The following is a 25,947-nucleotide window of genomic DNA, read 5'->3' as shown; positions in this document are numbered from 1 at the left end:
CTATAATAGATACTAAAAGTACATATTCCTTTTAGAAGAAAAAAGAAGTCACCTCAATTCAACTTGGTATGGAAACAGAAACTATTACTGATAATCAGAAAGTTAGAACTGCAAAAAAATTAGAAAAAATGTTTGGCCATATTGACTATAAGAACCCACCGGAACTTTGCCCCGTTAGGGATGTAATGTCTGTGGCTTCCGATCAGTGGAGCTCCCTTATCATCCTTTGGTTGGGATATTTTCCTGTCTTAAGGTTCAACAAGCTTAAAAAATTTGTGTATGGTATTTCCAATAAGGTGCTTAGTCAACGGCTAAAAGTGCTGGAAGCGGATGGTTACGTTCAACGAAAAGCGTATGCCGAGGTACCCATCCGAGTAGAATACAGCTTAACGGATTTTGGTCAATCTTATGTGGAAAAACTGCTGGAACTCACCGAATGGATGCAGACCAATAGCCCAAAAGTATTGGCCAATAGGGAAAAGTATGGATTGATCTAATCCTTCAGTCGATTCCAAATATCCAGGTACATCTTCCAGCTGCCTGCCTCTTTTTTCCAGACCACCACATATTTGCCTTTCCAGTGTATTACTGGATCGTCTCCTTTTTGGCTGGTTCCTTGATAATGGCCATAGTCGTAGGCATAATTTCCCAAAACCTTAATCTCGGAGGCATCCATACTGTGGGTTAGAATCTTTGTGTCCCTACCCAACATCCATCTGGATTTAATGGCTTCCCTACCCTCAACAATGGGGGTTCCCAAAGGCATCAATTTGGCGTCAAGGGTATAGGAATTGGCCATGGTATCAAAATCTTGTGCCACGTACGCTTTGGAAAATCTCTTGGAGGCCTCCCTAATTTGTTGCTGTATTTCAGCAGTACCCCTATTGATTTTTCCATTGGTACAATCAATTTTCCAAGTAGGAAAGACCACGGACTCTGTTTTATCTACCCATTCCCCAATCCATTTAAAACCCTTGTCATCAATATCGTAAAAGGATAGTCGGTAAAATCCATCCATGCCGTTGGGGGCTTTTTGTTCCCTGTACAGGACTATTTTTCCCTCCTCGGTCTTACGTCCCTCCCAAACAGGAAGCACGGTGGAAGGTGCCCTTGTGGAATAATAGTGCACATACCAACGGGTACTATCTGGAATAAATTGGCGGATGCTTCCAGAGTAGGTCCCATCCTCTTTCAAGGTTTCATCCTGAACCCCCATTCCGTTCATGATATATTTAAAACGCCAAACCATATCAACGGGTTCCGCCCAGGTTTGATCCGCATTCCTGGTTTCGGATTTGCAATTACATTCACCGATCATGGGAGCAAAATCCATTAGTTCTTTTGGAGCTTCTGGATTGGGAAGACCAAAAGGGTGCTCGGCAGAAGGTTCAAAATTGTATTGTGCAAAAACAAGAATGGGCAACAACAGAAAGGAAGAGAGTGCTGATAGTTTCATGGGTTGGACTTTGTCCAATCAAAATACCCAAATTGAAACAAGAGATGGGTTCCATTAAGAATATATTAACAGCTCACTCCCATCCCATCATCAAATATTTGATTTTGGCTGTATTAGGAATCTGAACGGCCTCGATGCTGGTTGTAGCATATCTCAGATTGTCCGGTAGCTCCTCTTTATCAATGGTAAAGTATAAATTACTGCCCTTTGGAAATACCACAATACTGTTCAGGGTGGTCACAATCTTCTTAATTCCATAGCCATGTTGGATGTCTTGAAAGGTGCTGTTCAGTCCTATCCCTTTGTCCGAAACATATCTGGCATCAAAAACCCGTACATTTTCAATTGTGGGGATGCTATCTGCATTGGGTGTGAGCGTTAGCAAATGCTTTCCTCCCTTTTCAAAAATGTGGATTTTTTTGGCTTTGGCCCCCACTTGAAGGTTCGTGGTATCCTGAACCACGGAATCTTGGGCAAACACCATTCTAATGTCCTCAACGCTCGTATCCCTGTTCAAAGGACCTACGCTGTTTTCTGAAATCAGGAAAGTGGTGTCCTTTGGTGTGCATCCAAAAACTATCAAACTCCAAATTCCAAGAATGAGAATTGTTTTTTTCATCTTTCTAACATCTAACATCTAACATCTAACATCTAACATCTAACATCTAACATCTAACATCTAACATCTAACATCTAACATCTAACATCTAACATCTAACATCTAACATCTAACATCTAACATCTAACATCTAACATCTACCTAATCACCTTTTTTAATACCCCGAGAACCCCTCGTATAAAGGTGGCGCTTGTCAGTACTTTTACAACCGGATTCATTCGGGTGCTGCTACGCCTGGAAGAACTTTTTCGGGAGCTTGAAGTCTTTTGTTCCCTTGCTTCTTCCTTCTCCGCTTCTTTTTGGGCTTTTTCTATCTTTTCATTGAGGATTTCATAGGCACTTTCCCGATCTATTTCCTCATTGTATTTCTTAATTAGTTTTGAATTACCTATAGCTTGCTTCAGTTCGGCATCCGTTAGTACATCCATTCGACTCATGGGAGCTCTAAGCAATGTGGCTGCCAAAGGGGTGGGCCTACCTTTTTCATCCAAGGCAGAAATCAGGGCTTCCCCAATTCCCATAGAGGTTAGTACTTCCTTGGTATCATAAAACTCAGAAATGGGATAGTTCTCTGCCGTTAATTTGATGGCTTTCCTGTCCTTTGCGGTAAAGGCACGCAATGCATGCTGTACCTTTAGCCCTAATTGCCCCAGCACATCATCGGGTACATCCGTGGGATTTTGCGTCACGAAATACAGACCAATCCCCTTGGAACGGATAAGTTTCACAATACTTTCAATCTGTTCCAGCAGAGCTTTGGAAGCCTCCTTAAAAATTAGATGGGCCTCATCAATAAAAAGAACCAGCTCAGGTCTGTCGCTATCTCCCTGTTCAGGAAATGTAGCATAGATTTCTGCCAAAAGACTCAGCATAAAGGTTGAAAACAGCTTCGGGCGATCTTGGATATCTGTTAGCCGAATAATATTGATATAGCCCCGGCCATTTTCATCGATACGGACCAAATCCTCTACGTCGAACGACTTTTCCCCAAAAAAGAGGTCGGCACCTTGCTGCTCTAATTCAATGATTTTCCTGAGAATAGTGCCTGTGGAACTGGTTGAGATGCGGCCATAAGCCGATTGAAATTCCTTTTTGCCCTCGCCTGTAGCATATTGCAGGACTTTCTTGAAATCCTTTAAATCCAGTAGAGGGAGTTTGTTGTCGTCACAATACTTAAAAACTACAGCAACAATACCTTCTTGGGTAACCGTCAAATCCAAAATTCGACTTAGGAGCACAGGGCCAAATTCAGAAACAGTGGCTCGTAATCGAACCCCATCCTGCTCAGAAAGGGATAAAATCTCTACAGGAAATGCATTGGGCTCAAAGGGAAGTCCGATCTGTTCGTGGCGTTCATCAATCTTGGGATGCCCTGGACTGGGTTGGGCAATGCCGCTCAAGTCCCCTTTAAGGTCCATAAGCAATACCGGGATGCCCTTATCGGAAAGGTTTTCCGAAATAACTTGTAGCGTTTTTGTTTTACCTGTACCTGTGGCCCCCGCAATCAGGCCATGGCGGTTGAGCGTTTTAAGCGGAATCTTGACAAAAGCGTTCTTAATCGCTTGACCGTTCAACATTCCAGCTCCCATAGTAATGTAATCTCCTTTGGTGGTATACCCTTTCTCTATGTGTTCAAAGAATTTTTCCTTGGTGCCCATGGACTTCTATTTCGGATAAAAATAGGGTAATTTTAAGCAAAACCAAACCTATGCAATCAAACAATATGAGTAGATTTTTTGGGCCGGTCTAAAGTTTACCTCCAAGTTGGAATTGCCTTTGAAAACTGCTCAGGAATACGGGTTTCTTGATCCTGCACCTTATCTTTGCGCCATGATTTCAGAAGAAGTGATGCAATTGGTGGATAAAGGCGTAATGCTTCCCTTAATGGAGGAATTCTATACCATTCAGGGTGAAGGGTACCACAAGGGAACTGCAGCGTATTTTATCCGGATTGGGGGATGTGATGTGGGTTGTCACTGGTGTGATGTGAAGGAAAGCTGGAACGCAGGCACCCATCCACCAACGGATATTGAAAGTATTGCGATTAACGCTGCCAAATATTCGGATACTATTGTGGTAACAGGTGGAGAACCCCTTACTTGGGACATGGGGCCATTGACCCAGAGCTTAAAAGCCAAAAATTTGCAAACCCACATTGAAACGTCCGGTGCCTATTCTTTATCAGGTGCGTGGGATTGGATTTGCCTTTCCCCAAAAAAGAACAAGTTGCCCGTACCTGAAATCTATCCCCTAGCCGATGAGCTTAAGGTCATTGTTTACAATAAGCATGATTTTGTCTTTGCGGAAGAGCAGGCAGCTCAGGTGGGGTCAAAATGCATTCTGTATTTACAGCCAGAATGGAGTGTCAGGGACAAAATGGTTCCTTTGATTGTGGATTTTGTCATGCAGAACCCAAAATGGAAAGTTTCACTCCAGACCCACAAGTATTTGAATATTCCGTAGAAGGTAGTTGCCGCTAAAGTAAATTACCTACCTCCATTATTCTGAAGGTCCAAAATACATTCGGCATCCAAGCCGGGAACAGGAGCAGCACCTTTAGCCGCATTACTTTCCAAAACCTTCATGGTAGGAACACCAAATTCCAAAGCGGCTCGCATAAGACAACCCGAAACGTTGCAGTGATTGGCGGCTTCTGGGTCTTCGTGGTCATTAACCGCCTCGGTACCTAAGTTTACAAGCCCCATTAAATGGGCAAACTCATGGTTTAAAGTCGAAGTCTCTACATCACTCACCGTAATAAAATTGCTTTGCGAAGCCAACTCTCTTATGGTGGATTCGTAAATAACCATGGATGTATTTCTATAAACAGCACCAAGGGTAAACAATCCTTCATCCTCCTCATCCCCTTCAGATGGGGTATCTGCAAAATAGATGTACATGGCCAAAGTGGTACCATTGTTATATACGGTACGATTTTCCTCTTCCAATTCTGCAACCTCCTCGGTGGTCAAGGTTTCCTCGGTAGGAGAGGACAAGCTTTTGTAAGTGAACTCAATGTCTGTTTTAAAGGTTCTTTCCCGGATAAAGTTTTCAAAATTGGTTATAGCGGTCGTGGTTGGCCTAAAACCCTCTACATAAGCAATTTCTATAATCAATGCATCAAAATTGGTATTGGCCAAAATGTCATTGGCAGAAGAACCAGTGGCCTGAAGATTGGCCGTTTTGTCTACAGTATTACCGGGTGGGGTTGAATCATCCGAGTCCTTGGAGCAGCTAAGGATGATTCCCAAGCAAATTAAGGTGTAAATAGCAATTTTCTTAATCATGGCACAAGTGTATTAAAATAGAACGCTGCATGGCAACATCTATTATTATTGTAGCAAAAGTTTTGCCAAATAGTCGTAATGATTCCCTTCGCTTACAAGTTCACACTTTAGATTACTGGCAAAACATGCATTCTGCAAGGTATTGAAATCCAAATAAAGCCATGGAAAGGGGCTGCTTTTTTCTTTTCTATATTCCATGGTAAAGGTCACTTCCCCATAGTAATTTCCGTTGTTGGGAATCCAGTATCCGCCATCATCGTCTTGATCAAACATGTAAATAATATCGCTCGAGTCCAACAAGATTTGGCCATTTGGGCGTAACAGGGACTTGAGATGTGATAGAAATGTGCTCAAATTATTCAGTTTTCCAGCTAGGCCAATACCATTCATAAGCAACAAAAGGGTATCAAATTGCTTTCCCGAAAAATCCAAAAGTTTGGTATGCACCGTGGATTCAAGTCCTCTGGCTTCACATACTTTGATCGCGCCTTCGGATGCATCCAAACCAGTTACCTCATAACCTTTGTTTTGAAGGTGCAAGGAGTGATTTCCCGCACCGCAGCCTATATCCAATACGGTTCCTTGAGCCAAGTCCAAGGCCTTTAGTTCCAGCATGGGCATTTTATCAAAATCCCGAAACAAATAGGGCAGGGGAATATAATCTTCCTCATCCAAAGACGAGTAGGTTTTTATGTCCTCGGAATAGTTTCCAAAGTGATAATCCAACAAGGCTTTTCCAAAAATGTCCGCCATAAAAACAGTAACTGTGGCAAAAGTGGGACTTTATTTGTAAACAAAGGTTTAATGGATTGGGTTTTCTAAGTTTGTGGTATGCAAGAAGAACTGGATGGGCTGCCCAAAAAGGCCCAGGAAAAACATAGTGCCAACAAAAAGTTTTTTTCAAAACTCAAAAAGAGACCTCCCAAAAACTTGGACTACCTCATGTTGGAACTGCATGAGGAGGAATTTCAACGAACGGATTGTCTGGATTGTGCCAACTGCTGTAAAACAACCGGGCCCTTGTTTACCAATGCGGATATTGGGCGTATTGCCAAACATTTCAGGCTTAAGCCTTCCCAGTTTATATCAGAATATCTACGGGTGGATGAAGAGAACGATTATGTTCTGCAGCAGGTGCCTTGTACTTTTTTGGATGTGGATAATTACTGTTCCATTTATGATGTACGACCCAAAGCGTGCAGGGAGTTTCCACATACGGATCGAAAAAAATTTCACCAAATTGGCCATCTTACCTTGAAGAATGTGGCCATTTGCCCGGCGGCTTTCAATATTGTGGAAGAAATGAAGAAAAAAATAAAGCTCTAGCTATTTTTTATATTTGAAAGTATGGAGCAGACCATTACCTATTTTGAAAACATTCCTGCACTTCACCGAAGTCTTATTTTGGTTGGGGGCATCACCTTTTTTTGGATTCTGGAGGGAATAGTTCCCCTATTTAACATTCCGTATAAAAAATGGAGGCATTCTGTGCCCAATTTCTTTTTTACGTTAACCACGATTTTGGTGAATTTTCCTTTGGCCTTCCTTTTTCTGATGACTTCGGATTGGGCGGTTGCCAACGACTTCGGTATCATCAATTGGTTGCCAGAGATGCCGTTATGGCTTTATGTAATCCTTGGTGTGCTGTTTTTGGACTTGATTGGGGCCTATACCGCCCATTTGGTGGAGCACAAGGTTAAACCTTTATGGATGGTGCATTTGGTACACCATTCCGATCATAATGTGGATACCACCACGGCAAACAGACATCATCCTTTGGAAAGCTTGATTCGCTACTCCTTTACCTTGTTGGGGATTTTTCTGGTGGGCGCGCCTATTGGCATCATTATGCTTTATCAAAGTTTGTCGGTTGTGCTATCCCAATTCAACCATGCCAACATTCAATTGCCCAAGAAATTGGACAAAGCCATTAGTTGGGTCATTGTAAGCCCGGATATGCACAAGGTGCACCATCACTACAAATTACCCTATACCGATTCCAATTATGGCAACATCTTTGCCATTTGGGATAGGCTTTTTGGAACGTATATGTATTTGGATACCGAAAAGATTGTGTACGGAGTGGACACCTTTCCCGATGAAAAGGAAAACAGTAGCATTATGGGCCTGCTAAAGCAGCCTTTCCATAAGTACCGAAGACCAACTACGGAAAACTAGTCGTACATCAAGTATTTCTCCCGTATTTTCTTGAAGCGTTCCAGGTCAGCTGACCAGGTGGCTTTGATTTCAGCCTCTGACAATCCAGCTTCAATTTGCTGTTGAAGTAATGGGGTGCCAGAATGCTTGGTAAAGGAATTGGTCCTGAAGAATTTGGACTTGTCCTGACAATTTTTGTAGGCGTCCAGAACCCATTCCAAGGAAACAGCATTCATCCTTTTGGATTTTGCCAAATCCTTGCCGAAGCACTTTTTGCCTTCTTCTTTGGGATGTTTGGATCCAAAATTGGGTTGTGGAATATAGTTGAAGTTGTATTGCGTACTATCCAAAAATGAAGCACCGTAGCGCTGAAACTGAAATTCGGTCCCCCTACCTGCATTAACATGGGTACCTTCAAAAAGTCCCAAACTGGGATAAAGCGTTATAGAAGTGTCATTGGGAAGGTTGGGTGAGGGGCGTATGGGCAAATGATAGTCAGAGTCATGGGTGTAATTTTCCAAAGGAACTATGGTCAAATCCGCTTTGCTGTCACCTTCCAGCCATTTTTCTTCATTGATCATTTTGGCATATTCCCCAATCGTCAAACCATAGACCAGGGGTATCTGGGTCATTCCCAGAAAACCGGTATGCTCCTTTAGCATGGTTGGGCCATCAACATAATGTCCATTGGGATTGGGGCGATCCAATACAATGACGGGCACGCCTGCTTCTGCACAAGCTTCCATAACCAGCTGCAGCGTGGCAATGTACGTATAGAACCTAACCCCAACATCCTGGATGTCAAATAGGACAACGTCCACATCCGATAACTGTTCCTGGGATGGCTTTCTGTTTTTTCCATAAAGCGAAACAATGGGCAGGTTGGTTTTGGTATCCACCCCATCCTTCACCAGTTCTCCTGCATCTGCCTTACCCCTAAAACCGTGTTCTGGGGCAAAGACAGTCTTAATGTCCACTTGTCTGGATAGCAAGGAATCCACCAGATGGGTATAGCCATCCGCTTGAAAAATAACGCTGGTCTGATTGGCCACCACGGCCACTCTTTTATCTTGGAGCAGCGGAAGGTAGTTCTGGGTTCTATTGGCGGCAACCGTAATTTTCGGAACTAGGGCCTGTTGTTCATTTTCTGATGCAGCGGCTTTTTTGCCTTCCTGTCCTTTGCAGGAAGAAAGCAGCAAAACCAACAATAAAACTGTACTTTTGAAAGGAGATAAAATGGGCATTCGTTGAATTTAGAATTGTTTATTGCCAAACGCCTGATAACAGGGAAGGAGCATAAAATTAGCATTTCCGCTCCTATAATAAAAATTGCTATTGCAGCCATTGCCATTGGTATTGTGATGATGCTTATAGCAATTGCCACTGGTGTTGGCCTTAAGCACAAGATTCGTGAAAAGGTATCCGTTTTTAATGGACACATCCAAATTTCCAACTACGATAACAATACCTCCGAAGTTTCCGTGATTCCAGTTTCCCTGGAACAGGATTTTTACCCCAAGTTTGACGATGTGGATGGTGTACGGCACATTCAGGCTGTTGCCACCAAAGGTGGAATTATCCGCACCGAGGAAACCTTTGAGGGGATGTTGGCCAAAGGGGTGGGCACGGATTATGATTGGAAAGTTTTTGAGGAATACCTTATAGAGGGTCGGATTCCGGATTATAAAGGAAGGTTGAATGATGAGGTATTGATTTCAAGGCTTATGGCCAACCGTCTCCAAATGAAATTGGGGGACACTTTTTTCTCTTTTTTTCTTAAGGATGGTGATGCTTCCAGGGTTCCCAACAACAGACGTTTTGAGATTGTTGGAATTTATGACAGTGGATTTGAAGAGTTTGACGCCACCTACGTTTTTGTGGATATCCGTCACATCCAGCGAATGAACAAATGGACCGAGAATGAAATTGGGAACTTTGAGGTCTTTTTGGACGATTTTGACCATTTGGAGGAAAAAAGCAATGAAATTTATGGCAAAACCCCATCCAATTTGGATGCCATCAACATCAAATCCAAATATTTCAGAATTTTTGAGTGGATCGGCCTTTTCGATTTTAACATAGCACTCATTATTGGGATTATGATCATTGTAGGGGGAATCAACATGATCACGGCACTACTGGTATTGATTTTGGAACGTACCCAAATGATTGGGGTGCTAAAAGCTTTGGGCTCTGAAAATTGGAGCATTCGCAAGGTGTTTTTGTACAATGCCGCTTACTTGATTGGCATAGGGTTGCTGTGGGGCAACGGACTTGGGCTGGGTTTACTTTATCTTCAAGACAAATACCGGTGGTTTAAATTCCCAAATCCGGAGGAATACTATATTGAATACATACCGGTTCATATCGATGTCCCCTCGGTAATTCTCCTGAATCTAGGTGTCATGTTGTTGTGTTTGCTTATGCTACTGGTTCCATCCTATATCATCACCAAAATAAGTCCGGTCAAAGCCATTAAGTTTGAATAAAAGGGAAAGTTTAGTGTTAAAGGTGGAAGGAATAAGGTTGTAGTCCAAATAACAAGTTCATTTATTACCAAACACCAAACACCAAACACCAAACACCAAACACCAAACACCAAACACCAAACACCAAGCACCAAGCACCAAACACCAAACGTCAAGCACCAAACAATCCAATTTACAGGACTCAAAATTTAGTTTCAGTACAGAACTCCGACAACCTTATGGCTATCTTTGCACTGACTATGGAATATGCAAACAATATATTGGAGACTATTGGGAATACCCCTTTGGTAAAACTCAACAAGCTCACGGCAGAACTACCGTGTTTGGTACTGGCAAAATATGAAACTTTTAACCCAGGTAATTCTGTTAAGGATCGCATGGCTCTGCAAATGGTCGAGGATGCGGAGAAACAAGGCCTGCTAAAACCTGGAGGGACCATCATTGAAGGGACTTCGGGCAATACGGGAATGGGATTGGCCTTGGCGGCGGTGGTCAAGGGGTACCGAATGATCTGTGTGATAAGCGATAAACAATCCAAGGAAAAGGTAGATATTTTAAAGGCTATGGGGAGTGAGGTTTATGTCTGTCCTACGGATGTGGCACCTGATGATCCCCAAAGTTACTACTCAACAGCAAGGCGATTATCCACTGAAATTCCCAACTCTTGGTATGTCAATCAATATGACAATCCGAGCAATACCAAAGCCCATTATTTGAGCACCGGCCCTGAAATTTGGGAGCAAACCAAAGGAAAAGTCACCCATTTTGTAGTGGGAGTTGGTACTGGGGGAACCGTTTCCGGAGTAGGAGGTTATCTCAAAGAACAAAATCCCAAGGTAAAGGTATGGGGAGTCGATACCTATGGTTCTGTTTTCAAAAAATATCACGAGACAGGAATTTTCGATGAGAACGAGATCTACCCCTATATCACAGAAGGAATAGGAGAAGATATTCTACCCAAAAATGTCAACTTTGATATCATAGATGGTTTTACCAAAGTAACCGATAAGGATGCGGCGGTGTTTACACAACGTTTGGCCAAGGAAGAAGGGATGTTTCTCGGGAATTCAGCCGGCGCTGCCATAAAAGGAGTGCTACAATTAAAGGAGCACTTTACTAAGGACGATGTAGTGGTGGTTTTGTTTCATGACCATGGAAGCCGATATGTAGGCAAGATGTTCAATGACGACTGGATGCGGGAAAAAGGATTTATTGACTAAAATTTAATAAATTCAACCCAAAGCCAAAATCCATGCATTTCAAAATCCTAATTAGTGTATTAAGCCTGTTTATGGCAGGAACACTTACTGCCCAAAAACTATCTCGTACCGAGAAAAAAATTGTAAAAACCATTACTCAAAATAATGCCGATGCCATTGCTTTTTTGGAGCAAGTGGTGAACATCAATAGCGGCACCCTAAATGCCAAAGGAGTAAAGGAAGTGGGAATGGTCTTTAAAGATGCCTTTGAAAGCATCAATTTTGATTCCCGTTGGATTGAAATGCCACCGGAAATGGGTAGGGCAGGGCACCTTTTTGCAGAAACTAGCGGAAATAAGGGTAAAAAGCTTTTGTTGATCGGCCATTTGGACACTGTTTTTGAGGAAGACAGTCCATTTCAAAAATTTAAAATGGTCAATGACAGTATTGCACATGCACCAGGTGGAAACGACATGAAAGGTGGAGACGTTATTGTTTTGTACGCACTTAAGGCTTTGCATGAGAACGGTCTTCTGGGTGATGCACAGATCATTGTGGCCTTTACAGGAGATGAGGAGAGTACGGGAAAACCGTTGTCCATAAGCAGAAAGGATTTGGTGGAAGCGGCAAAGCGCAGCGACATTGCCCTGGGTTTTGAAACTTCAACGGGCTTCAATTATGCCACCGTGGCCCGAAGGGGAGCATCGGGCTGGGCGGTGGAGGTAGAAGGAAAACGAGCGCATTCTTCAGGAATTTTCAGTGAGCGCACTGGGGCAGGAGCCATTTTTGAAATGTCCAGAATCCTACATCAATTTTATACGGATGTGAAGGGAGAGGACTTATTGACCTTCAATCCCGGAACGGTCTTGGGCGGGACCTTTGTTAATTTTGATGCCTCGACCAGCAAAGGAGATGTCTTTGGAAAAAGTAATGTGGTGGCCCAAAAGGCCCTTGCCAAAGGTGGGCTTCGCTTTATTTCCGAAGAGCAGAAAGAACGAGCTCGGAACAAAATGCGGGAAATAGCGGGCAATAACCTTCCAATGACTTCTGCCTCTATTTCATTTACGGATAGCTATCCGGCTATGGGGCCTACAGAAGGAAACCTTGCCCTGCTCGGAATTTTGAATCAGGTGAGTTTGGATTTGGGCCAAGGAGAAGTTTTGGCTTATGATCCCGGAAAAAGAGGGGCTGCTGACGTATCATTTGTAGCAGCATATGTGGATTGTCTGGACGGATTGGGTACCATGGGAACCGGAGCGCATACGCCGCAAGAGACTGTAAATTTGAACACCATAGAAGCATTGACCAAGCGAACCGCCATTTTGATTTATCGACTAATCAATTCCGAGAAATGATAACATTACAGCAGGGCAATACCACCGTTACCATTGAAGCGGGAGAACTTGTGGGTTTTAAAAACCAAGGGCATCAGTTCATCCACCAAAAAGGGAGTCCCGGTTGGCGAAGTTCGGATACGGAAATGTTCCCGATTATCGGCCCGGTAAATCAGGCAGATTTTAGGGTAAAGGTGCCCAAAGGAAATGCCGTTCAAGATCAGCATGGATTGCTTCGTGAATTGGACTATGTTTTGGAATCTAATACCGAGGCGACCGCATCTTTTGTTAAGAAATATAAAGCGGGTACACCGGTAAAAAACTCGAAATTTCCCCAAAAGTCTTCCGAAGAATGGTTGGTTTGGCCCTACGATTTCCGATTTGAAAAGACCTTCCGCTTAAAGGACAATCAATTGGAAATCAGCTTTAAGATTTCCGGGGAGGAAAACATGCCCTTTATGCTTGGGTATCATCCGGCATTCAAATTGCACACTGAAAGGCCGTTGATCATTGCGGGACAGGACAAAATCCAATTGGATGATGTCTTGGAAGTGGGCAACCGTGCCTTTCAGGTGAAAGACACCACCTCAATCCTGCTTCGTGATAAAAGGGATATTACTATTTCAACCGAAGGTTTTGGACATTTTATGTACTGGACGGAGGTTCGGAACATGATCTGCATTGAGCCCATTTCATTTTACCCATATACCGTGTCACAAGATCAGCTGCACCTGGGATTTCAACACCTGAAAGGGGAAGAGGCCGTGTTCAAGGTGGTGCTTTCGGTCTAATTTTCGACGAATTGCAGGGTTTCCTGACAGTTTCGGTGTCAAACGTATTCCTTTTCTTACTAATTTAGACTGATATCGGAAACGTAATTGCTTGGCACATTGCTTTCCTTTTGAAAAAATAAGAATTCCGCTTTAGGAATTCCAGTATTGGGGCAACATCAAATTTTACTTTGTTTATGGATATCCTCTTGCCCTATATTGTATTTGCTGCTGTTATTTTGGTGGTTTGGATTGCTTTCATGATTAAAATGTATCGGAGGATAAACAAATAACCCTGGATTTAGATCACATAAGATTCCAAGCGCGGTAGTAACGATTCTACGATTCGTTGGGTCTCCACAGTGTTTTTTTGCGGAATGATGAAGGCCTCAATGTCCTCCATAGAGGTAATTTCCACTTGGTGGTCAATGAACCCGTAACCCTTGTAAACTCCTTCCGAAATCAATACCACGGCATTTTCATTGGGCTCCCTTCCTTTTTCCTTGATAATGCGTACCTCGTTTTGGGCCAATTTTACACTGGAAATGGCATGCTCCACTTTTTGGTTGTAATCAGATATGCTTTCCTCACCAGCGCAAATGCCTTCACAAGTGGTAATTTCATGGTGGGAGCAAGCGGTATTGGTTTGTTGCAGATGGCAGTATTTTGGGCAAAGCGCAAAGGTTTTGCACAATTGCTCCAGAAAAGCCCGGCAATCCGTTTGGTTGTAAAAAACCTTGATGGGGTTGGGTGCACCCTTAAGGGTATTATAGGCCAAATGAACAATGCCTTTGCGGTCTTCATAGGCAAACAGAGCGTATTGTTTGCCAATCCGTTTTTGGGCACTGTTGTAAGGAGGGAAAAGGCGCTTGATTTCCGCAGATTCCATAAGTAAGGCCACAAGTTCACTGCCCGATAGTTTGAAATCTATGGAAGCCGTTTCGCTGCACATTCGGGTTTCCTTGGTGCTTTTGTCATAAAAGTGGCCCAAGACCCTTTTTTTTAGGTTGATGGCCTTGCCCACATAAATGATTTCCCCCTTTTGGTTTTTGAAATAGTAAATCCCTGGTTTTTGTGGGATACCATCAAAAATGGATTTGGGCAAATGTGGTGGAAGGGTGGCCTCTTGGCTTCGGGCATTTAAAAACTTTTGGATGGTTCCCTCAGCGCCTGGAAGATGAACCAATTTATGGAACAACAGGGTAGTGGCGTGCGCATCCCCTCGGGCGCGGTGCCGATCGATCAACGGAATCTGAACCGCCGAGCACAGTTTCCCCAAGCTATAGGACTGCAGCCCGGGAATCAATTTTCGGGAGAGCCGTACCGTGCAGAGTTTTTTTCGAACAAAGTCAACCCCCAACTGCCTAAATTCTTCCTTGATCACCCCATAATCAAAATTAACAGCATGGGCCACAAAAATGCAATCCTTGGTCATTTGTTGTACGCGCTCCGCTATCTCGGAAAAAATTGGGGCATCTTGTACCATCTGGTCATCAATCCCTGTAAGCCCCGTTATAAAACTTGGGATGGGGCTTTGCGGATTTACCAGGGTGGAGTATTCTTCAAGGATTTCAACGCCATCAAACTTAAAAATGGCAATCTCGGTAATCTTGTTACCCTTAATGCCGTTTCCCGTGGTCTCTATGTCGATGATGGTGTACAATACCTATAAACAAATGGGCATTGAAGTTAGGAATTATGGAAAAAGATGGCAAATAAACGGAACAGGTAAGAAGTTATAATTAATTATTGGAGGTGGACTCCCTAACCACCAACCTGTGTCTAAGGCTAATGGAATTGGCAGGAAGCAAATCAATATTTCCGTTTAAATGGCTGATCACCCCTTGGGCCGCCAAAACACCCATTTGGTATCCGGGATAATCTATAGTGCTTAGGGTAGGGGTCATTAACTCGCAGATGGAATCGTTATTGAAACCGATTACCTTGATATCTTCTGGGATTTTATAGTGTAGTTTTTGAAGTTCCTTAATACAGGTGGCAGCGAATCTATCGTTGGAAACAAAAATCCCGTCAATGACTCTATTCACATGTTGCAGGTGGTTGATGAGTTCATCTACCTTGCTGGGGTCAAGGTCGCTCTCCAGCACACTGGCATCCGTAAATTCCATTTGATGTTGCGCCATGGCATTTTTAAACCCCTGAAGTCGTTCGGCATAAATGCTCCGATTGAGATGCCCAGAAACATGCAAGAGATTTTTGCACCCTTGTTGTATAAGGTGTTCCGTAGCGTCATAACCCGCTTGTTGGTTGTCAATTACAATGGTGGAGCAATTTTCCATGGGATATACCCGATCTACAAAGAGTACCGGAATCCCAACTTTGGTAAAATTGCTAAAGTGATCATAGGTTGAGGTATCGTAAGCCAAGGAAACAATGAGCGCATCCACCCCGCTCTGAAATAGCGCATGGGCATTCATTTTTTCCTTCTCCATGGATTCCAGGGATTGACTGATCACAAGATTGTACCCTGCTTCATTTGCAATTTTTTCCACCCCGGCAAGGATGGTGGACATGAAAGCGGAATTGAGCTTTGGAACGATTACCCCAATGGTATTGGATTTTTGCGTACTGAGATTGGCCGCAAATTTGTTCACCTTGTATCCAGCTTCTTGCGCAGCTCTCACCACTTTGGTCTTGGTTTCCATGCTAATGGACGGATGGTTGTTCAAGGATCGGCTAACCGTGGCCGGAGAAACGTGAAGCTGTTCCGCTAGATCATAAATCGTTATTTTTTTACCCATGGTAAATAGTGTAGCTCTAACCGCTGACAATATTACTTAATAAACTAAAGCGTCGTTGCTATAACCTTTGGTTTAGCGGGAGCTTTTGACCGTGTTTGACCCAATGTGGTTCCGTCCAATGGGAGAATCATCACAGTCCAGACTTCCGGTGATGTAGTGCAACCCATTTAAATAATATTGAAGCAAATCTGGATTTTCCAAACTTTGTGCATTATGCGATGGGGAGGAATAAAATACCCTTCCCTTGCCATATTTTTTGATCCAAGAAACATATTTGATGTTGTCTGGAACTTCTTTCCTAAGCCCATCAAGTTTGTTGGCTTCCAGATACAATAGCGGTCTAAAATTATAATCGAAATAGGCGTTTTTAAAAAAATAGGGTTCGTCTATATGTTTAAACCCAGATGGGTCAAAACATCGGACCATGGGGTGCGCGTCATCCACCAATTTGATGTGTATGGCCTGTTGTTTGGGATGATAATCAAAACTGCCACCCACCATTTCACTCACAGCTTTTGAGTTGTTCTGCATCACAATACCACCATGGACAACCATAAGACCATGCCCTTTCTTTACATAATTAAGCAGGTTGGTTTCCAGTTGTTTTGCTCTTTTGTTCCTGGCTTTTTCGCTCAAGGAACTATCTTTTTCAAGTGCATCCCAGAAAAGGTCCCGTTTGGGTCCAATAGAACAATTATTGTTCAAGACAATGGCATCGTATTTTTTTAGGTTACTTTTCTTAAATACCGAAATGTCCTTGCTGGTGAATACCTTAAACTTTCCGGATTTTTCAGCTATTATTTTGACCGCCGCTTCCGTATGGGGAATGGTCCAATGTTCAAAGCCAGTGTGCAGGGAAAATATGAGCAAGTTCTTAACCTCTGAATCTTGGGTGCCAGATGAGGCCGGAGCCAGAGATTCGATTTTGGACAGCCAATCTTCTGTCAGTACAAAGGGTTCTGCTTCTTGCGCCTTGATCTGGGCGACCAAAAGGAGAGTAAATAGAACAAACGTTTTCTTCATCCTAGGTTTTTATGGTTCGTAAAATCTATTGATGCAATTTACGCAACAAATTGATTGATTTCAACATTCCATGTATAATTTTTCTTCCAAAAATACCAATTTTAATCAATTTTATTACAAAAGTAAGGGTCGTGTTCAGCTTTTTCATTAAAAATTTAATGCAATCGGTTGCGTAATTTTAAGTAAATAAGTAGTTTTACCACGCTATACCCGTTAAGATTCGTTTTTCCAAAAAAGGTTTGGTTTGGAATTGGAACAATTTTGATTGTTTATGGTAAGCTTCCAACGGAGATAATGTTGCTAATAAATTGAGTTAGTTTTTAGTTAAATTAAGCCATCCAACCTAGACCTCATGAAACCTGTATTTCTCTTTTTTGTTTTTACAATGTTATGCTCTTGTATTACCAAGAATGTAAACAGTTTTGAAGTCAAGTTGGATGGCTCTTTACAACAAGAATTGCCCATTTCGGTGAACTTGGACCAATTGGATTTGGGCCCTATTGGGTCAAAGCAGGAAATGGTCCTGCTAAAGGAAGGCGATGGGAACTTGGTCAAGGTTCCCTTTCAATGGGATAAGGAAGGGGAAGAAAAGTTCTGGTTCGTCCATAATCCCAGAGAAACTCGTACATATCACATTGAGTTTCAAGATGAATTGCCTAATGTCAATACAGCTGTAGGATATCGAGAAACAGAGGGAAAGCTACAATTGTTGCTAGGAAAAAATCCTGTTACCAGTTATCAATTCAAGACCCAATATCCGCCAAAGGGAATCGACTCCATATACGGTAAGTCGGGCTATGTCCATCCCTTGATAACTCCCAAAGGAGATACGCTTACAAGAATTCAGCCCCCAGACCATTATCACCATTATGGCATTTGGGGTCCTTGGACTAGGACTAAAATTGAAGATAGATCGGTGGATTTTTGGAATTTGGGAGAAGGACAAGGTACCGTTCTATTTAAAGAATTTGGCACAATGGCGGCTGGAGATGTTTTTGCATCCTTGGTTGCGTATCAGGAACATTTGGATTTTGGTGCAGAAGCGGAAAACAGCATCGCCCTAAATGAAAAATTGGAACTACGACTATGGAGTTCAAAATCCAAAAACCGATATGTCCTAGACTATACTTCCACTTTCAACTCCCCATTGGAATCCGGATTGCTGTTTGAGGCCTATAGATATGGTGGTGGAATAGGTATGCGATTTACAGAACGATGGCACAAGGATAATTGTAAAGTACTTACCTCGGAAGGGAATGACCGACTTACCGCCGACGGCTCAAATGCTCGCTGGTGTATCGTCAGTGGGGAGTCTGCAGATGGCAAGGGAACCAGCGGCATTTTGTTTTTAAGCCATCCTGAAAACCGAATGCACCCAGAGCCTATGAGGGTATGGCCCATATATAGCAATGGAGGTAGGGGGGACATGTTTTTTGAGTTTTGCCCAATCCGCTATGAACCCTGGCAAATTGAATCAAGAAAAGAGTATCAACTGAAATATAGAATGATTGTTTTTGATGGTGAACTCGGCCCGGAAGAAGCTGAGTCCTATTGGCAATTATTTGCCCATCAACCTTGGACAATTGTTGTGAACGACTAAAATTAACTGAACCATGCAAAGAAGAACATTTATTAACAAATCGGCCTTGGGAACAGCCGCAATGGTTGGCTTCCCCAGTATAGTTCCCTCCCATGTGCTGGGAAAGGATGCGCCAAGCAATAAAATAAACATTGGGCAGATTGGCTGCGGAAGAATAGCGCGGAGCCATGATATCCATGACACTATCCGATTTGATCAGACCCGCTTTATTGGGGTTTGCGATGTGGATGCAAAACGAATGAATGAGGCCAAGATCCTTGTGGATTCCTACTACAAAGAAAAGACAGGGAAAGCAAAGTATGTAGATGTCAAAACCTATGAGGATTATCGGGAAATGCTTTTGAACAAGGACATAGATGCCGTTGTTATAAGCACTCCAGACCATTGGCATGCCCAACCCGCCATGGAGGCTGCTTTGGCCGGTAAGGATATCTATTTGCAAAAACCCACTTCACTAACCGTTAAGGAAGGGCAACAGCTTCGGGATGCGGTCCAAAAGAAAAAGGTGATTCTTCAAGTTGGCACACAGCAGCGAGCCATGGAGCAGTTCCGAATCGCGGCAGAATTGGTTCGAAATGGCCGAATTGGAGATTTGCACACCGTCAAAATAGGACTTCCCGGAGATCCTGCTGGGCCTGAAGCCCCAGAAATGCCAATTCCAAAAAACTTAAACTTTGATATGTGGTTGGGATCCACACCCATGGTGCCCTATACCGAAATCGGAGTTCATCCGCAACAAGATTACAGCAGACCGGGTTGGTTGCGGATTCGTAATTATGGTGCCGGAATGATCACAGGATGGGGTCAACACCATTACGACTCCGCAGCTTGGGGAATGAACACTGAACTATCCGGGCCAACTTCTGTGGAAGCCTTGGCCGAGTTTCCGAAATCAGGGATTTGGAATGTGCATGGGGATTTTCTGGTGAAGCAAGAATACAGTAACGGTATTACCGTTTACACGAGCGGAGGTTATACCAATGGTATCCGCTACGAGGGTACGGACGGTTGGATTTTTGTGTCCAGAGGAAATTATAGTGCCTCGGCCTCTGATCCGGTGTCCAAAAAGCAAAGCAATAAGGCGTTGGCCGCTTCAGACCCTAAAATCCTAACTTCTACAATTGGAGAAAATGAGACCCATCTCTACAAGATAGATGATCAGCATGGGAACTGGTTGGAGTGCATCAAGAGTAGAAAAGCGCCCATCTCTCCAATTGAAATTGGGCATAAGGCATGCGTGGTCTGTTTAATCAGTGATATTGCCATGCAGCTACCGCGTAAATTGGAGTGGGATAATGAAAAGGAGGAATTCATCAATGACGATGAAGCCAATGCGATGTTGGGAAGGTCTCAGCGGAATCCATATGGAACAGATAATGTGAAAGCCTAATAGGATTAAATGGATTCACTTTTTTCGATAAAAGACAAGCACTATTTACTGTCTGGGGCTACAGGCGCGTTGGGAGGATCAATTGCGACCTATTTGGTAGGACAAGGAGCCAAGGTAATTCTTTTGGGAAGATCGGAAGATAAGTTGGCAAACAAACAAAAAGAACTGGACGAGATCCAAGCTGGACGTACCTTCACCTATGTGGTCGATTTAAGGGATGAGGTGGCATTGAGTTCCTTGAAGCAAAAAATAAGCAAGGAATTCGAAAAATTGGATGGCATCGTTAATCTGGCGGGGGGGAATATTCCTGGAGCCACTCTTCAAGAAGGCCAGACCATTTATGACGTGAAAATCGAGGATACCAAAGAGGTGGTGGATTTGAACCTGTTTGGAACGGTAACCCCTACCATAGTTTTAAGCGAGTTGATGGCCAAGCAAGGATTTGGTTCTATCATAAACATTTCTTCCATGGCTGCCCGGCAAAGTATATCTAGGGTTTTGGGATATTCCATGGCCAAAGCGGGAGTGGACGCCTTTACCAAATGGATGGCCCAAGAACTGGCATCCAAATTCAATGATCGCTTACGGGTGAATGCCATTGCTCCTGGCTTTTTTGTTGGAAATCAGAACCGGGCCATTTTGATCAATGAAGATGGGACATATACCAAAAGGGGCGAGAAAATCTTGGCGAATACCCCAATGGGCCGTTTTGGGGATACTTCAGAACTTAATGGGATGGTTCATTATTTGCTGAGCGATGCTTCAAGTTTTGTCACGGGATCCATCTTTGAAGTTGATGGGGGGTTTAGTTCATTTTCAGGGGTATAGCCAATGGACTTTCTTAAAAAAACATTTCGCTGGTTTGGCCCTTCCTTTGGGGTATCGCTCCAAGAAATAAAACAGTTGGGTGTTGAGGGAATCGTAACTGCTTGTAGCGAAATACCGATAGGCGAAGTATGGCCAACTGAAAACATTACGGCGGTCAAAAAAGAGATAGAAAGGCATGGGATGGAATGGTCTGTTGTGGAGAGTGTAAATGTGCACCGTTCTATTAAGTATGGTACGCAGGAAAGGGATAAATACATTGAAAACTACATTCAAACCCTAAAGCATCTTGCAGCCAATGGAATTTTTACCATCTGCTATAATTTTATGGCCTTGTTTGATTGGACACGCACCCATCTTCGTTTCCAACTTCCAACAGGGGCAATTAGCATGCTGTTTGATCCTGTTGCCCTTACAGCCTTTGACCTGCACATTTTGAAAAGGGAAAAGGCATTTACGCTTTATAAGGACGCAGAAAAGGATAAAGCAAACATATATTTTCAAAATTTGGATGCTGATGGGCAGCAAAAACTGGCACAGGATATTCTGATTGGAATGCCTGGTACCAAGGAATCGCATACCTTGGAGCACTTTAAGAGAGACCTTCAGGCTTTGGAAGATTTGGATAAAGCGGCTTTGCAGGAAAATTTAGCCTATTTCCTTAATGCTGTCATTCCAGAAGCCGAGGATTTGGGAGTTAAGATGGCTATACATCCAGATGACCCGCCTTTTCCCGTATTTGGAATTCCACGTGTCGTTTCCACCCATGAGGATGTACAAAACATATTGCATTCTTGTCCTTCCCCAAGCAATGGACTCACCTTTTGTTCGGGTTCTTTAGGTGCATCTGAAAACAATAACCTGATAAAGATAATCCAGGATTTTGGGGATAAAATCCATTTCATCCATCTTCGAAATGTGGAACGGCAAGGTGAAGGTCGTTTTTATGAAAGTTCGCATTTGGGAGGGTCGGTTCCCATGGCACAAGTAATGCGGGAACTTGTTCAGGAACAACAAAGACGAGTGCAGAATGGAAACCAAGAGGTAACTATTCCAATGAGACCGGACCATGGTCTTGTAATGTTGGACGATCTGGACCGGGAAATGAAATTTTATCCGGGCTATTCCCTTATAGGAAGGGTCATGGGAATGGCAGAACTCAAAGGTTTAGAGGTGGGAGTTAGGAATGGACTTGGCTTATCATAACAAATGGGCTCAAAACGAATAGAACAAAAAACGAAACAATAATATCATGAAAAGTAACCTGAATCTACTTTGTTTAGCAATTGTGCTAATCGCGGTTTCCTGCAAGCAGGATCAAAAAGTATCGGATAAAAAAGAGACTGTGACTAACCAATTTTCGGGGAATAAAGGGGAAGTAAAACTAATAACCCTGGATCCGGGACATTTCCATGCGGGATTGATTTTAAAGACCATGTATGATCAAATAAATCCTGAAGTGTATGTATATGCACCTGAGGGAGCCGATTTGAATCAACATCTCCGAAGAATAGAAGGGTTTAACAACCGTGAGCAAGACCCAACCTCGTGGGATTTAAAAGTGTATCGGGGAGATGACTTTTTTGATCGGATGCTTGCTGAAAAAGCAGGCAACGTGATGAATGTATCTGGAAATAATGCCAAGAAAACAGAATACATTCTCAAATCTGTGGAAGCTGGGATAAACGTGTTTGCAGATAAACCCATGGTCATTAACGCAGAGGATTACCCGTCATTGGAGAAAGCATTTAAAGTAGCGGAAGAAAAGGGGTTGTTGATCTATGATATTATGACCGAACGCTATGAGATCACGACCATGCTTCAGAGGGAGTTATCGCAAATGCCAGCAGTGTTCGGGGAACTTTTACCGGGAACCCCCGATAAACCCGCCATCACCAAGGAAAGTGTACATCATTTTTCCAAGTTGGTTGCAGGTAAACCATTAACCAGGCCTGCATGGTTCTTTGATACCGAACAGCAAGGGGAGGGGTTAGTGGATGTCAACACCCATTTGGTGGATTTGATCCAATGGGAGACTTTTCCAGAGCAAATATTGTCCAAAACGGATGTTGAATTAATCTCGGCCAAGCGCTGGACCACGGACCTGACCCCAGAGATGTTCCAAAGCGTGACAGGACTGGAGGAATACCCGGAATACCTCAAAAAAGATGTTCAAGGGGATACACTTAAAACATACAGTAATGGAGAACTTGTTTACAAACTCAAAGGAATACATGCCAAAGCGTCGGTAATTTGGAACTTTAAGGCCCCTGAAGGCGCCAAAGACACACATTATTCCATTATGCGGGGTTCAAAAAGTAATTTGATTATAGAGCAGGGCGAAAAGGAAGCTTATAAACCCACTTTGTATATTCAAACCAAAAATCAACAACCGACAGATGAGGTTTTACAGCATGCCGTATCGGAACTCTCCAAAGCGTATCCTGGCCTTGACCTGGAAAAGGTTGGGGATGAATTATGGAAGGTGGGCATCCCGGAAAGATATAAGGTAGGGCATGAAGCGCATTTTGGACAGGTAACGGAAAAATACTTAGAGTTTTTAAAGGATGGTAAACTTCCGGAATGGGAAATACCCAACATGCTCGTAAAATATTATACCACCACGGAAGCCTTAAAATTGGCCAAGCAACAGCCTTGACTTTTCCTTTTTTGCAATAATTGGCTCCAATTAAAAAGGGAAGACATAGATTTGTAGCGTACCACCAATCGATATTGAAAACTGTTGAATCCGTTACAGCGCTTTATCCATTATATTTTTAGTCTAACAGGTTTTGGGCGGTTACTTTTGGCCAATTATCTCCTTCAGAAGAAATTTCTGTTTCCCATGGGTTGGAGTAAAAGTGTGGCAACGGGAAAACCTGTCAGAAAAAATGGGAACGAGCTTCCTTGGTTCACCTATGCCTTTATAGCTTTTTTGGAAAAAAGAATCCACAGCGAAATGTCCATTTTTGAATATGGGAGTGGGAATTCCACCCTGTGGTTCAACAAAAAAGGTTGCACCTTGGTATCGGTGGAACACGATGAAAATTGGTATAGGCAAATGCAGCCTCTTTTAGACTCAACCCCTAAAACAAAATACCTCTGGCGGGATTTGGAATCCAAGGCCTATGCTCAGGAAATTTTGAATTATTCCAAGGTGTTTGACATCATTGTGTTGGATGGCAGGGATAGGGTAAATTGTTGTTTGAATGCTTTGAATGCGTTGAAAGAAGATGGTGTTATCATTTGGGACAATTCTGATAGGGAGGAGTATTTGAAGGGTTATCAGTTTTTGGAATCCAATAATTTCAAGCGATTGGATTTTCATGGTTTGGGTCCCATTAATTCTGGAAAGTGGTGCACTTCGGTCTTCTATAGAAAGGATAACTGCTTAAATATTTAGGGTTTAAGCCAAAAATTCCTGGATGAGGGAAACTTTTGCAGGGGGTACGCAGAAACAATCCCGGACACCGTTATCTTTATTTCTTTTCAAAGTGTCCACTTTTTGAAGTCCTTTTGGGGTATGGTTAAAAAATTCGTAGCCCAATGCACCCAATATAGCTTCTATTTCAGCTTCATTTTTGTTGAACAGGGTTTCACAGATAATAATAGGCTGATGTTCTTTTATGGTCTCCAATCCTCCTTTTAGGATTTCCACCTCTGCCCCTTCGGTATCAATTTTCATCAGGTCAATGCTTTCAATGTCGGAAGCATAATCATCCATACGCAGGGTTTTAACCCTAACTTTCTTGGAAGGCAGATTTTTTTTGGTTCCGATATTATGTTCCCCGGAAAGGTTGGCAATATTGGGGAATTTTGGATTCACAATTTGGTGGAATTCTATTTCGCCCTTAAAATTGGACAAAGCCAAAGACTCAACCTTGACCTGGTTATCCAATTGATTCAGTTCAACATTAGCTTTCAAATAGGCCTTGGCACCATCTGAAGGTTCAAAAGCCTTAACCTTTAAGTTGGGATTGGATTTACATCCCAAAACGCTGTAGTAACCAATATTGGCACCAATATCCCAAAAAGTCCCAACCTTCTTCACCAGTTCTTTAAAAATCGGGGTGTACTCAAAGGCCATGGGGCCGTTCCAAAAGAGTTGGCGGGTAATGTAGCTGGTTTGGTTGGTCTTTAGTTTAAATGGGGAAATACCATCAATATTGATTTTGACCAAACCTGAAGCCGGCAATTTCAACCCTTCTGGCAAAACGGTGGGAAACAGTTTGCAAGTATTTCTTATTAGAAAATTAATTTGGGGTTGGTATATAACCGAACGCAGCCAGTTCATTGGTCAATTTGAATTTTAAAGACCAAAAATACCCAAATAACAAAAGCAAGCTAAAACTTAAAGAACATTTAAGCGAGCTTGTGGTCAGAACATTATGGACTCAGTCAAAAAAGAGGCCTCTGGCCACTATAGCAACACCTCCCTATTAAGTACGGCCATGATAAAGAAAACGGTAATGGCAATGATCAAACAGCTAATGCCCGCGGTTAGGTTTTCGGGGATGGAAAACTCCTTTTTGATGTTGTGTAGAATTGCTTTCATAGGTTAAATCTTTGATGTAAAGTTTTGAATACCTAAGAAGTGTTCCCAAACTATTGGTTAAATGAGATAAAGACCGGACGAATGGGATAAAAACCATGGTTAATCGAATAAAAACACCTTTGGCCTATTTTTTTGGTCGATGGATCACAACCGAAGAACGACCTATGGGCAGTTTTGTTTGGAGGGATATCCAAAAAAGGAGCCCTTCATTTTCAGTCGTTCTCGTTTCCCCCAAAATTTGAATGACCTACCCATGAAGGGCAACAAATTAGGTGGGGAAATTAGAAGGGCGCAAAGTCAAAAAAAATACCCATTTATGGGGATTTTGTGGGAAAACCCCAGTTTTTTTCAGGGAAATCTGCAATGGTTTTAGAGGTCGAATGTCTAATTTTCGGGGCCTCACAATCGTTTCCAACAACTTTTCACTTTTTTTTGATATAAATCCCCAAGAATGGGGATGTTTTACTATGCTTGGCAGATT

25 protein-coding genes are annotated in these 25,947 nt (G+C 42.8%); 14 read left to right on the top strand and 11 right to left on the bottom strand.

All coding sequences use genetic code 11. The annotated features are described in order from the left end of the window. Positions 1-68: 68 nt before the first annotated feature. Positions 69-497, top strand: coding sequence for a winged helix-turn-helix transcriptional regulator (locus tag ACO6S0_RS13255; protein WP_422348838.1), 429 nt, complete (start codon positions 69-71; stop codon positions 495-497). On the opposite strand, the gene ACO6S0_RS13250 is transcribed toward ACO6S0_RS13255, so the two are convergent. From ACO6S0_RS13250 to ACO6S0_RS13240, 3 genes are all read right to left on the bottom strand, one after another. After that, complete coding sequence (locus tag ACO6S0_RS13250; RefSeq protein ID WP_422348837.1) at positions 494-1,456, bottom strand: YybH family protein; 963 nt, start codon at positions 1,454-1,456, stop codon at positions 494-496. The genes ACO6S0_RS13255 and ACO6S0_RS13250 overlap by 4 nt on opposite strands. 73 nt (positions 1,457-1,529) lie before the next feature. Beyond that, the gene (locus ACO6S0_RS13245; RefSeq protein ID WP_422348836.1) at positions 1,530-2,075 is read right to left on the bottom strand and encodes a hypothetical protein; all 546 of its coding nucleotides are present in this window, start codon (positions 2,073-2,075) and stop codon (positions 1,530-1,532) included. Positions 2,076-2,212: 137 nt separating this feature from the next. Next, entirely contained in the window at positions 2,213-3,733 is a 1,521-nt protein-coding gene (locus ACO6S0_RS13240; RefSeq protein ID WP_422348835.1) for a helicase HerA-like domain-containing protein, read from the bottom strand. A gap of 172 nt (positions 3,734-3,905) precedes the next feature. On the opposite strand from ACO6S0_RS13240, the gene ACO6S0_RS13235 reads away from it, so the two are divergent. Continuing rightward, on the top strand, positions 3,906-4,538 hold the full coding sequence (locus tag ACO6S0_RS13235) for a 7-carboxy-7-deazaguanine synthase QueE (RefSeq protein WP_422351830.1): 633 nt from the start codon (positions 3,906-3,908) through the stop codon (positions 4,536-4,538). A gap of 23 nt (positions 4,539-4,561) precedes the next feature. On the opposite strand, the gene ACO6S0_RS13230 is transcribed toward ACO6S0_RS13235, so the two are convergent. Next, on the bottom strand, positions 4,562-5,362 hold the full coding sequence (locus ACO6S0_RS13230) for a hypothetical protein (RefSeq protein WP_422348834.1): 801 nt from the start codon (positions 5,360-5,362) through the stop codon (positions 4,562-4,564). 45 nt (positions 5,363-5,407) lie between these two features. Beyond that, positions 5,408-6,115 carry a class I SAM-dependent methyltransferase gene (locus ACO6S0_RS13225; RefSeq protein ID WP_422348833.1) on the bottom strand — a complete coding sequence of 236 codons (708 nt, stop codon included), beginning with the start codon at positions 6,113-6,115 and terminating at the stop codon, positions 5,408-5,410. Positions 6,116-6,193: 78 nt separating this feature from the next. On the opposite strand from ACO6S0_RS13225, the gene ACO6S0_RS13220 reads away from it, so the two are divergent. Further along, positions 6,194-6,688 (top strand): YkgJ family cysteine cluster protein, encoded by a 495-nt coding sequence (locus ACO6S0_RS13220; protein ID WP_422348832.1) that lies wholly within the window; start codon positions 6,194-6,196, stop codon positions 6,686-6,688. Between the two features lie 21 nt (positions 6,689-6,709). After that, on the top strand, positions 6,710-7,540 hold the full coding sequence (locus ACO6S0_RS13215; protein ID WP_422348831.1) for a sterol desaturase family protein: 831 nt from the start codon (positions 6,710-6,712) through the stop codon (positions 7,538-7,540). Here ACO6S0_RS13215 and ACO6S0_RS13210 read toward each other — a convergent pair. Continuing rightward, positions 7,537-8,763 carry an exo-beta-N-acetylmuramidase NamZ family protein gene (locus ACO6S0_RS13210; protein ID WP_422348830.1) on the bottom strand — a complete coding sequence of 409 codons (1,227 nt, stop codon included), beginning with the start codon at positions 8,761-8,763 and terminating at the stop codon, positions 7,537-7,539. The two genes, ACO6S0_RS13215 and ACO6S0_RS13210, sit on opposite strands and share 4 nt — an antisense overlap. A 3-nt stretch (positions 8,764-8,766) precedes the next feature. Here ACO6S0_RS13210 and ACO6S0_RS13205 point away from each other — a divergent pair, with 3 nt between their 5' ends. The 4 genes from ACO6S0_RS13205 to ACO6S0_RS13190 all read left to right on the top strand — a co-directional run bounded on the left by ACO6S0_RS13205 (position 8,767) and on the right by ACO6S0_RS13190 (position 13,332). Beyond that, positions 8,767-10,008: an ABC transporter permease gene (locus ACO6S0_RS13205; protein ID WP_422348829.1), complete on the top strand. Its 1,242-nt coding sequence runs from the start codon at positions 8,767-8,769 to the stop codon at positions 10,006-10,008. Between the two features lie 239 nt (positions 10,009-10,247). After that, positions 10,248-11,228 (top strand): PLP-dependent cysteine synthase family protein, encoded by a 981-nt coding sequence (locus ACO6S0_RS13200; protein ID WP_422351829.1) that lies wholly within the window; start codon positions 10,248-10,250, stop codon positions 11,226-11,228. 32 nt (positions 11,229-11,260) lie between these two features. After that, a complete protein-coding gene (locus tag ACO6S0_RS13195; RefSeq protein ID WP_422348828.1) occupies positions 11,261-12,562 on the top strand; it encodes a M20/M25/M40 family metallo-hydrolase in 1,302 nt (433 codons plus the stop codon). Beyond that, complete coding sequence (locus ACO6S0_RS13190; RefSeq protein ID WP_422348827.1) at positions 12,559-13,332, top strand: aldose 1-epimerase; 774 nt, start codon at positions 12,559-12,561, stop codon at positions 13,330-13,332. Before ACO6S0_RS13195 ends, ACO6S0_RS13190 begins: the two co-directional genes overlap by 4 nt. Before the next feature lie 280 nt (positions 13,333-13,612). Here the strand turns inward: ACO6S0_RS13190 and ACO6S0_RS13185 are convergent, their stop codons facing one another. The 3 genes from ACO6S0_RS13185 to ACO6S0_RS13175 form a co-directional block, all read right to left on the bottom strand. Beyond that, positions 13,613-14,974 (bottom strand): exonuclease domain-containing protein, encoded by a 1,362-nt coding sequence (locus ACO6S0_RS13185; protein ID WP_422348826.1) that lies wholly within the window; start codon positions 14,972-14,974, stop codon positions 13,613-13,615. Positions 14,975-15,053: 79 nt separating this feature from the next. After that, the gene (locus ACO6S0_RS13180; RefSeq protein WP_422348825.1) at positions 15,054-16,073 is read right to left on the bottom strand and encodes a LacI family DNA-binding transcriptional regulator; all 1,020 of its coding nucleotides are present in this window, start codon (positions 16,071-16,073) and stop codon (positions 15,054-15,056) included. A gap of 72 nt (positions 16,074-16,145) precedes the next feature. Further along, positions 16,146-17,096, bottom strand: coding sequence for a ThuA domain-containing protein (locus tag ACO6S0_RS13175; RefSeq protein ID WP_422348824.1), 951 nt, complete (start codon positions 17,094-17,096; stop codon positions 16,146-16,148). Positions 17,097-17,448: 352 nt separating this feature from the next. On the opposite strand from ACO6S0_RS13175, the gene ACO6S0_RS13170 reads away from it, so the two are divergent. The 6 genes from ACO6S0_RS13170 (at position 17,449) to ACO6S0_RS13145 (ending at position 24,314) form a co-directional block, all read left to right on the top strand. Beyond that, positions 17,449-18,696, top strand: a complete 1,248-nt coding sequence (locus ACO6S0_RS13170) for a PmoA family protein (protein WP_422348823.1) — start codon at positions 17,449-17,451, stop codon at positions 18,694-18,696. A gap of 13 nt (positions 18,697-18,709) precedes the next feature. Continuing rightward, positions 18,710-20,086, top strand: coding sequence for a Gfo/Idh/MocA family protein (locus tag ACO6S0_RS13165; protein WP_422348822.1), 1,377 nt, complete (start codon positions 18,710-18,712; stop codon positions 20,084-20,086). Between the two features lie 9 nt (positions 20,087-20,095). Beyond that, positions 20,096-20,914, top strand: coding sequence for an SDR family oxidoreductase (locus ACO6S0_RS13160; RefSeq protein ID WP_422348821.1), 819 nt, complete (start codon positions 20,096-20,098; stop codon positions 20,912-20,914). Between the two features lie 3 nt (positions 20,915-20,917). Then, a complete protein-coding gene (gene uxuA / locus ACO6S0_RS13155; protein WP_422348820.1) occupies positions 20,918-22,117 on the top strand; it encodes a mannonate dehydratase in 1,200 nt (399 codons plus the stop codon). A gap of 46 nt (positions 22,118-22,163) precedes the next feature. Then, a complete protein-coding gene (locus tag ACO6S0_RS13150; protein WP_422348819.1) occupies positions 22,164-23,570 on the top strand; it encodes a putative oxidoreductase C-terminal domain-containing protein in 1,407 nt (468 codons plus the stop codon). Positions 23,571-23,654: 84 nt separating this feature from the next. Then, positions 23,655-24,314, top strand: a complete 660-nt coding sequence (locus ACO6S0_RS13145) for a hypothetical protein (protein ID WP_422348818.1) — start codon at positions 23,655-23,657, stop codon at positions 24,312-24,314. Between the two features lie 3 nt (positions 24,315-24,317). Here the strand turns inward: ACO6S0_RS13145 and ACO6S0_RS13140 are convergent, their stop codons facing one another. Both ACO6S0_RS13140 and ACO6S0_RS13135 read right to left on the bottom strand, forming a co-directional pair. Beyond that, positions 24,318-25,124, bottom strand: a complete 807-nt coding sequence (locus ACO6S0_RS13140) for an FkbM family methyltransferase (RefSeq protein ID WP_422348817.1) — start codon at positions 25,122-25,124, stop codon at positions 24,318-24,320. Between the two features lie 207 nt (positions 25,125-25,331). After that, on the bottom strand, positions 25,332-25,466 hold the full coding sequence (locus ACO6S0_RS13135; RefSeq protein WP_420400615.1) for a hypothetical protein: 135 nt from the start codon (positions 25,464-25,466) through the stop codon (positions 25,332-25,334). Positions 25,467-25,947: the final 481 nt, after the last annotated feature.

The organism is Flagellimonas sp., from assembly GCF_965233845.1.
Lineage (GTDB): Bacteria > Bacteroidota > Bacteroidia > Flavobacteriales > Flavobacteriaceae > Flagellimonas.
The sequence above is the reverse complement of the archived record's forward strand: the minus strand, read 5'-3'. Positions and strand labels throughout refer to the sequence as shown.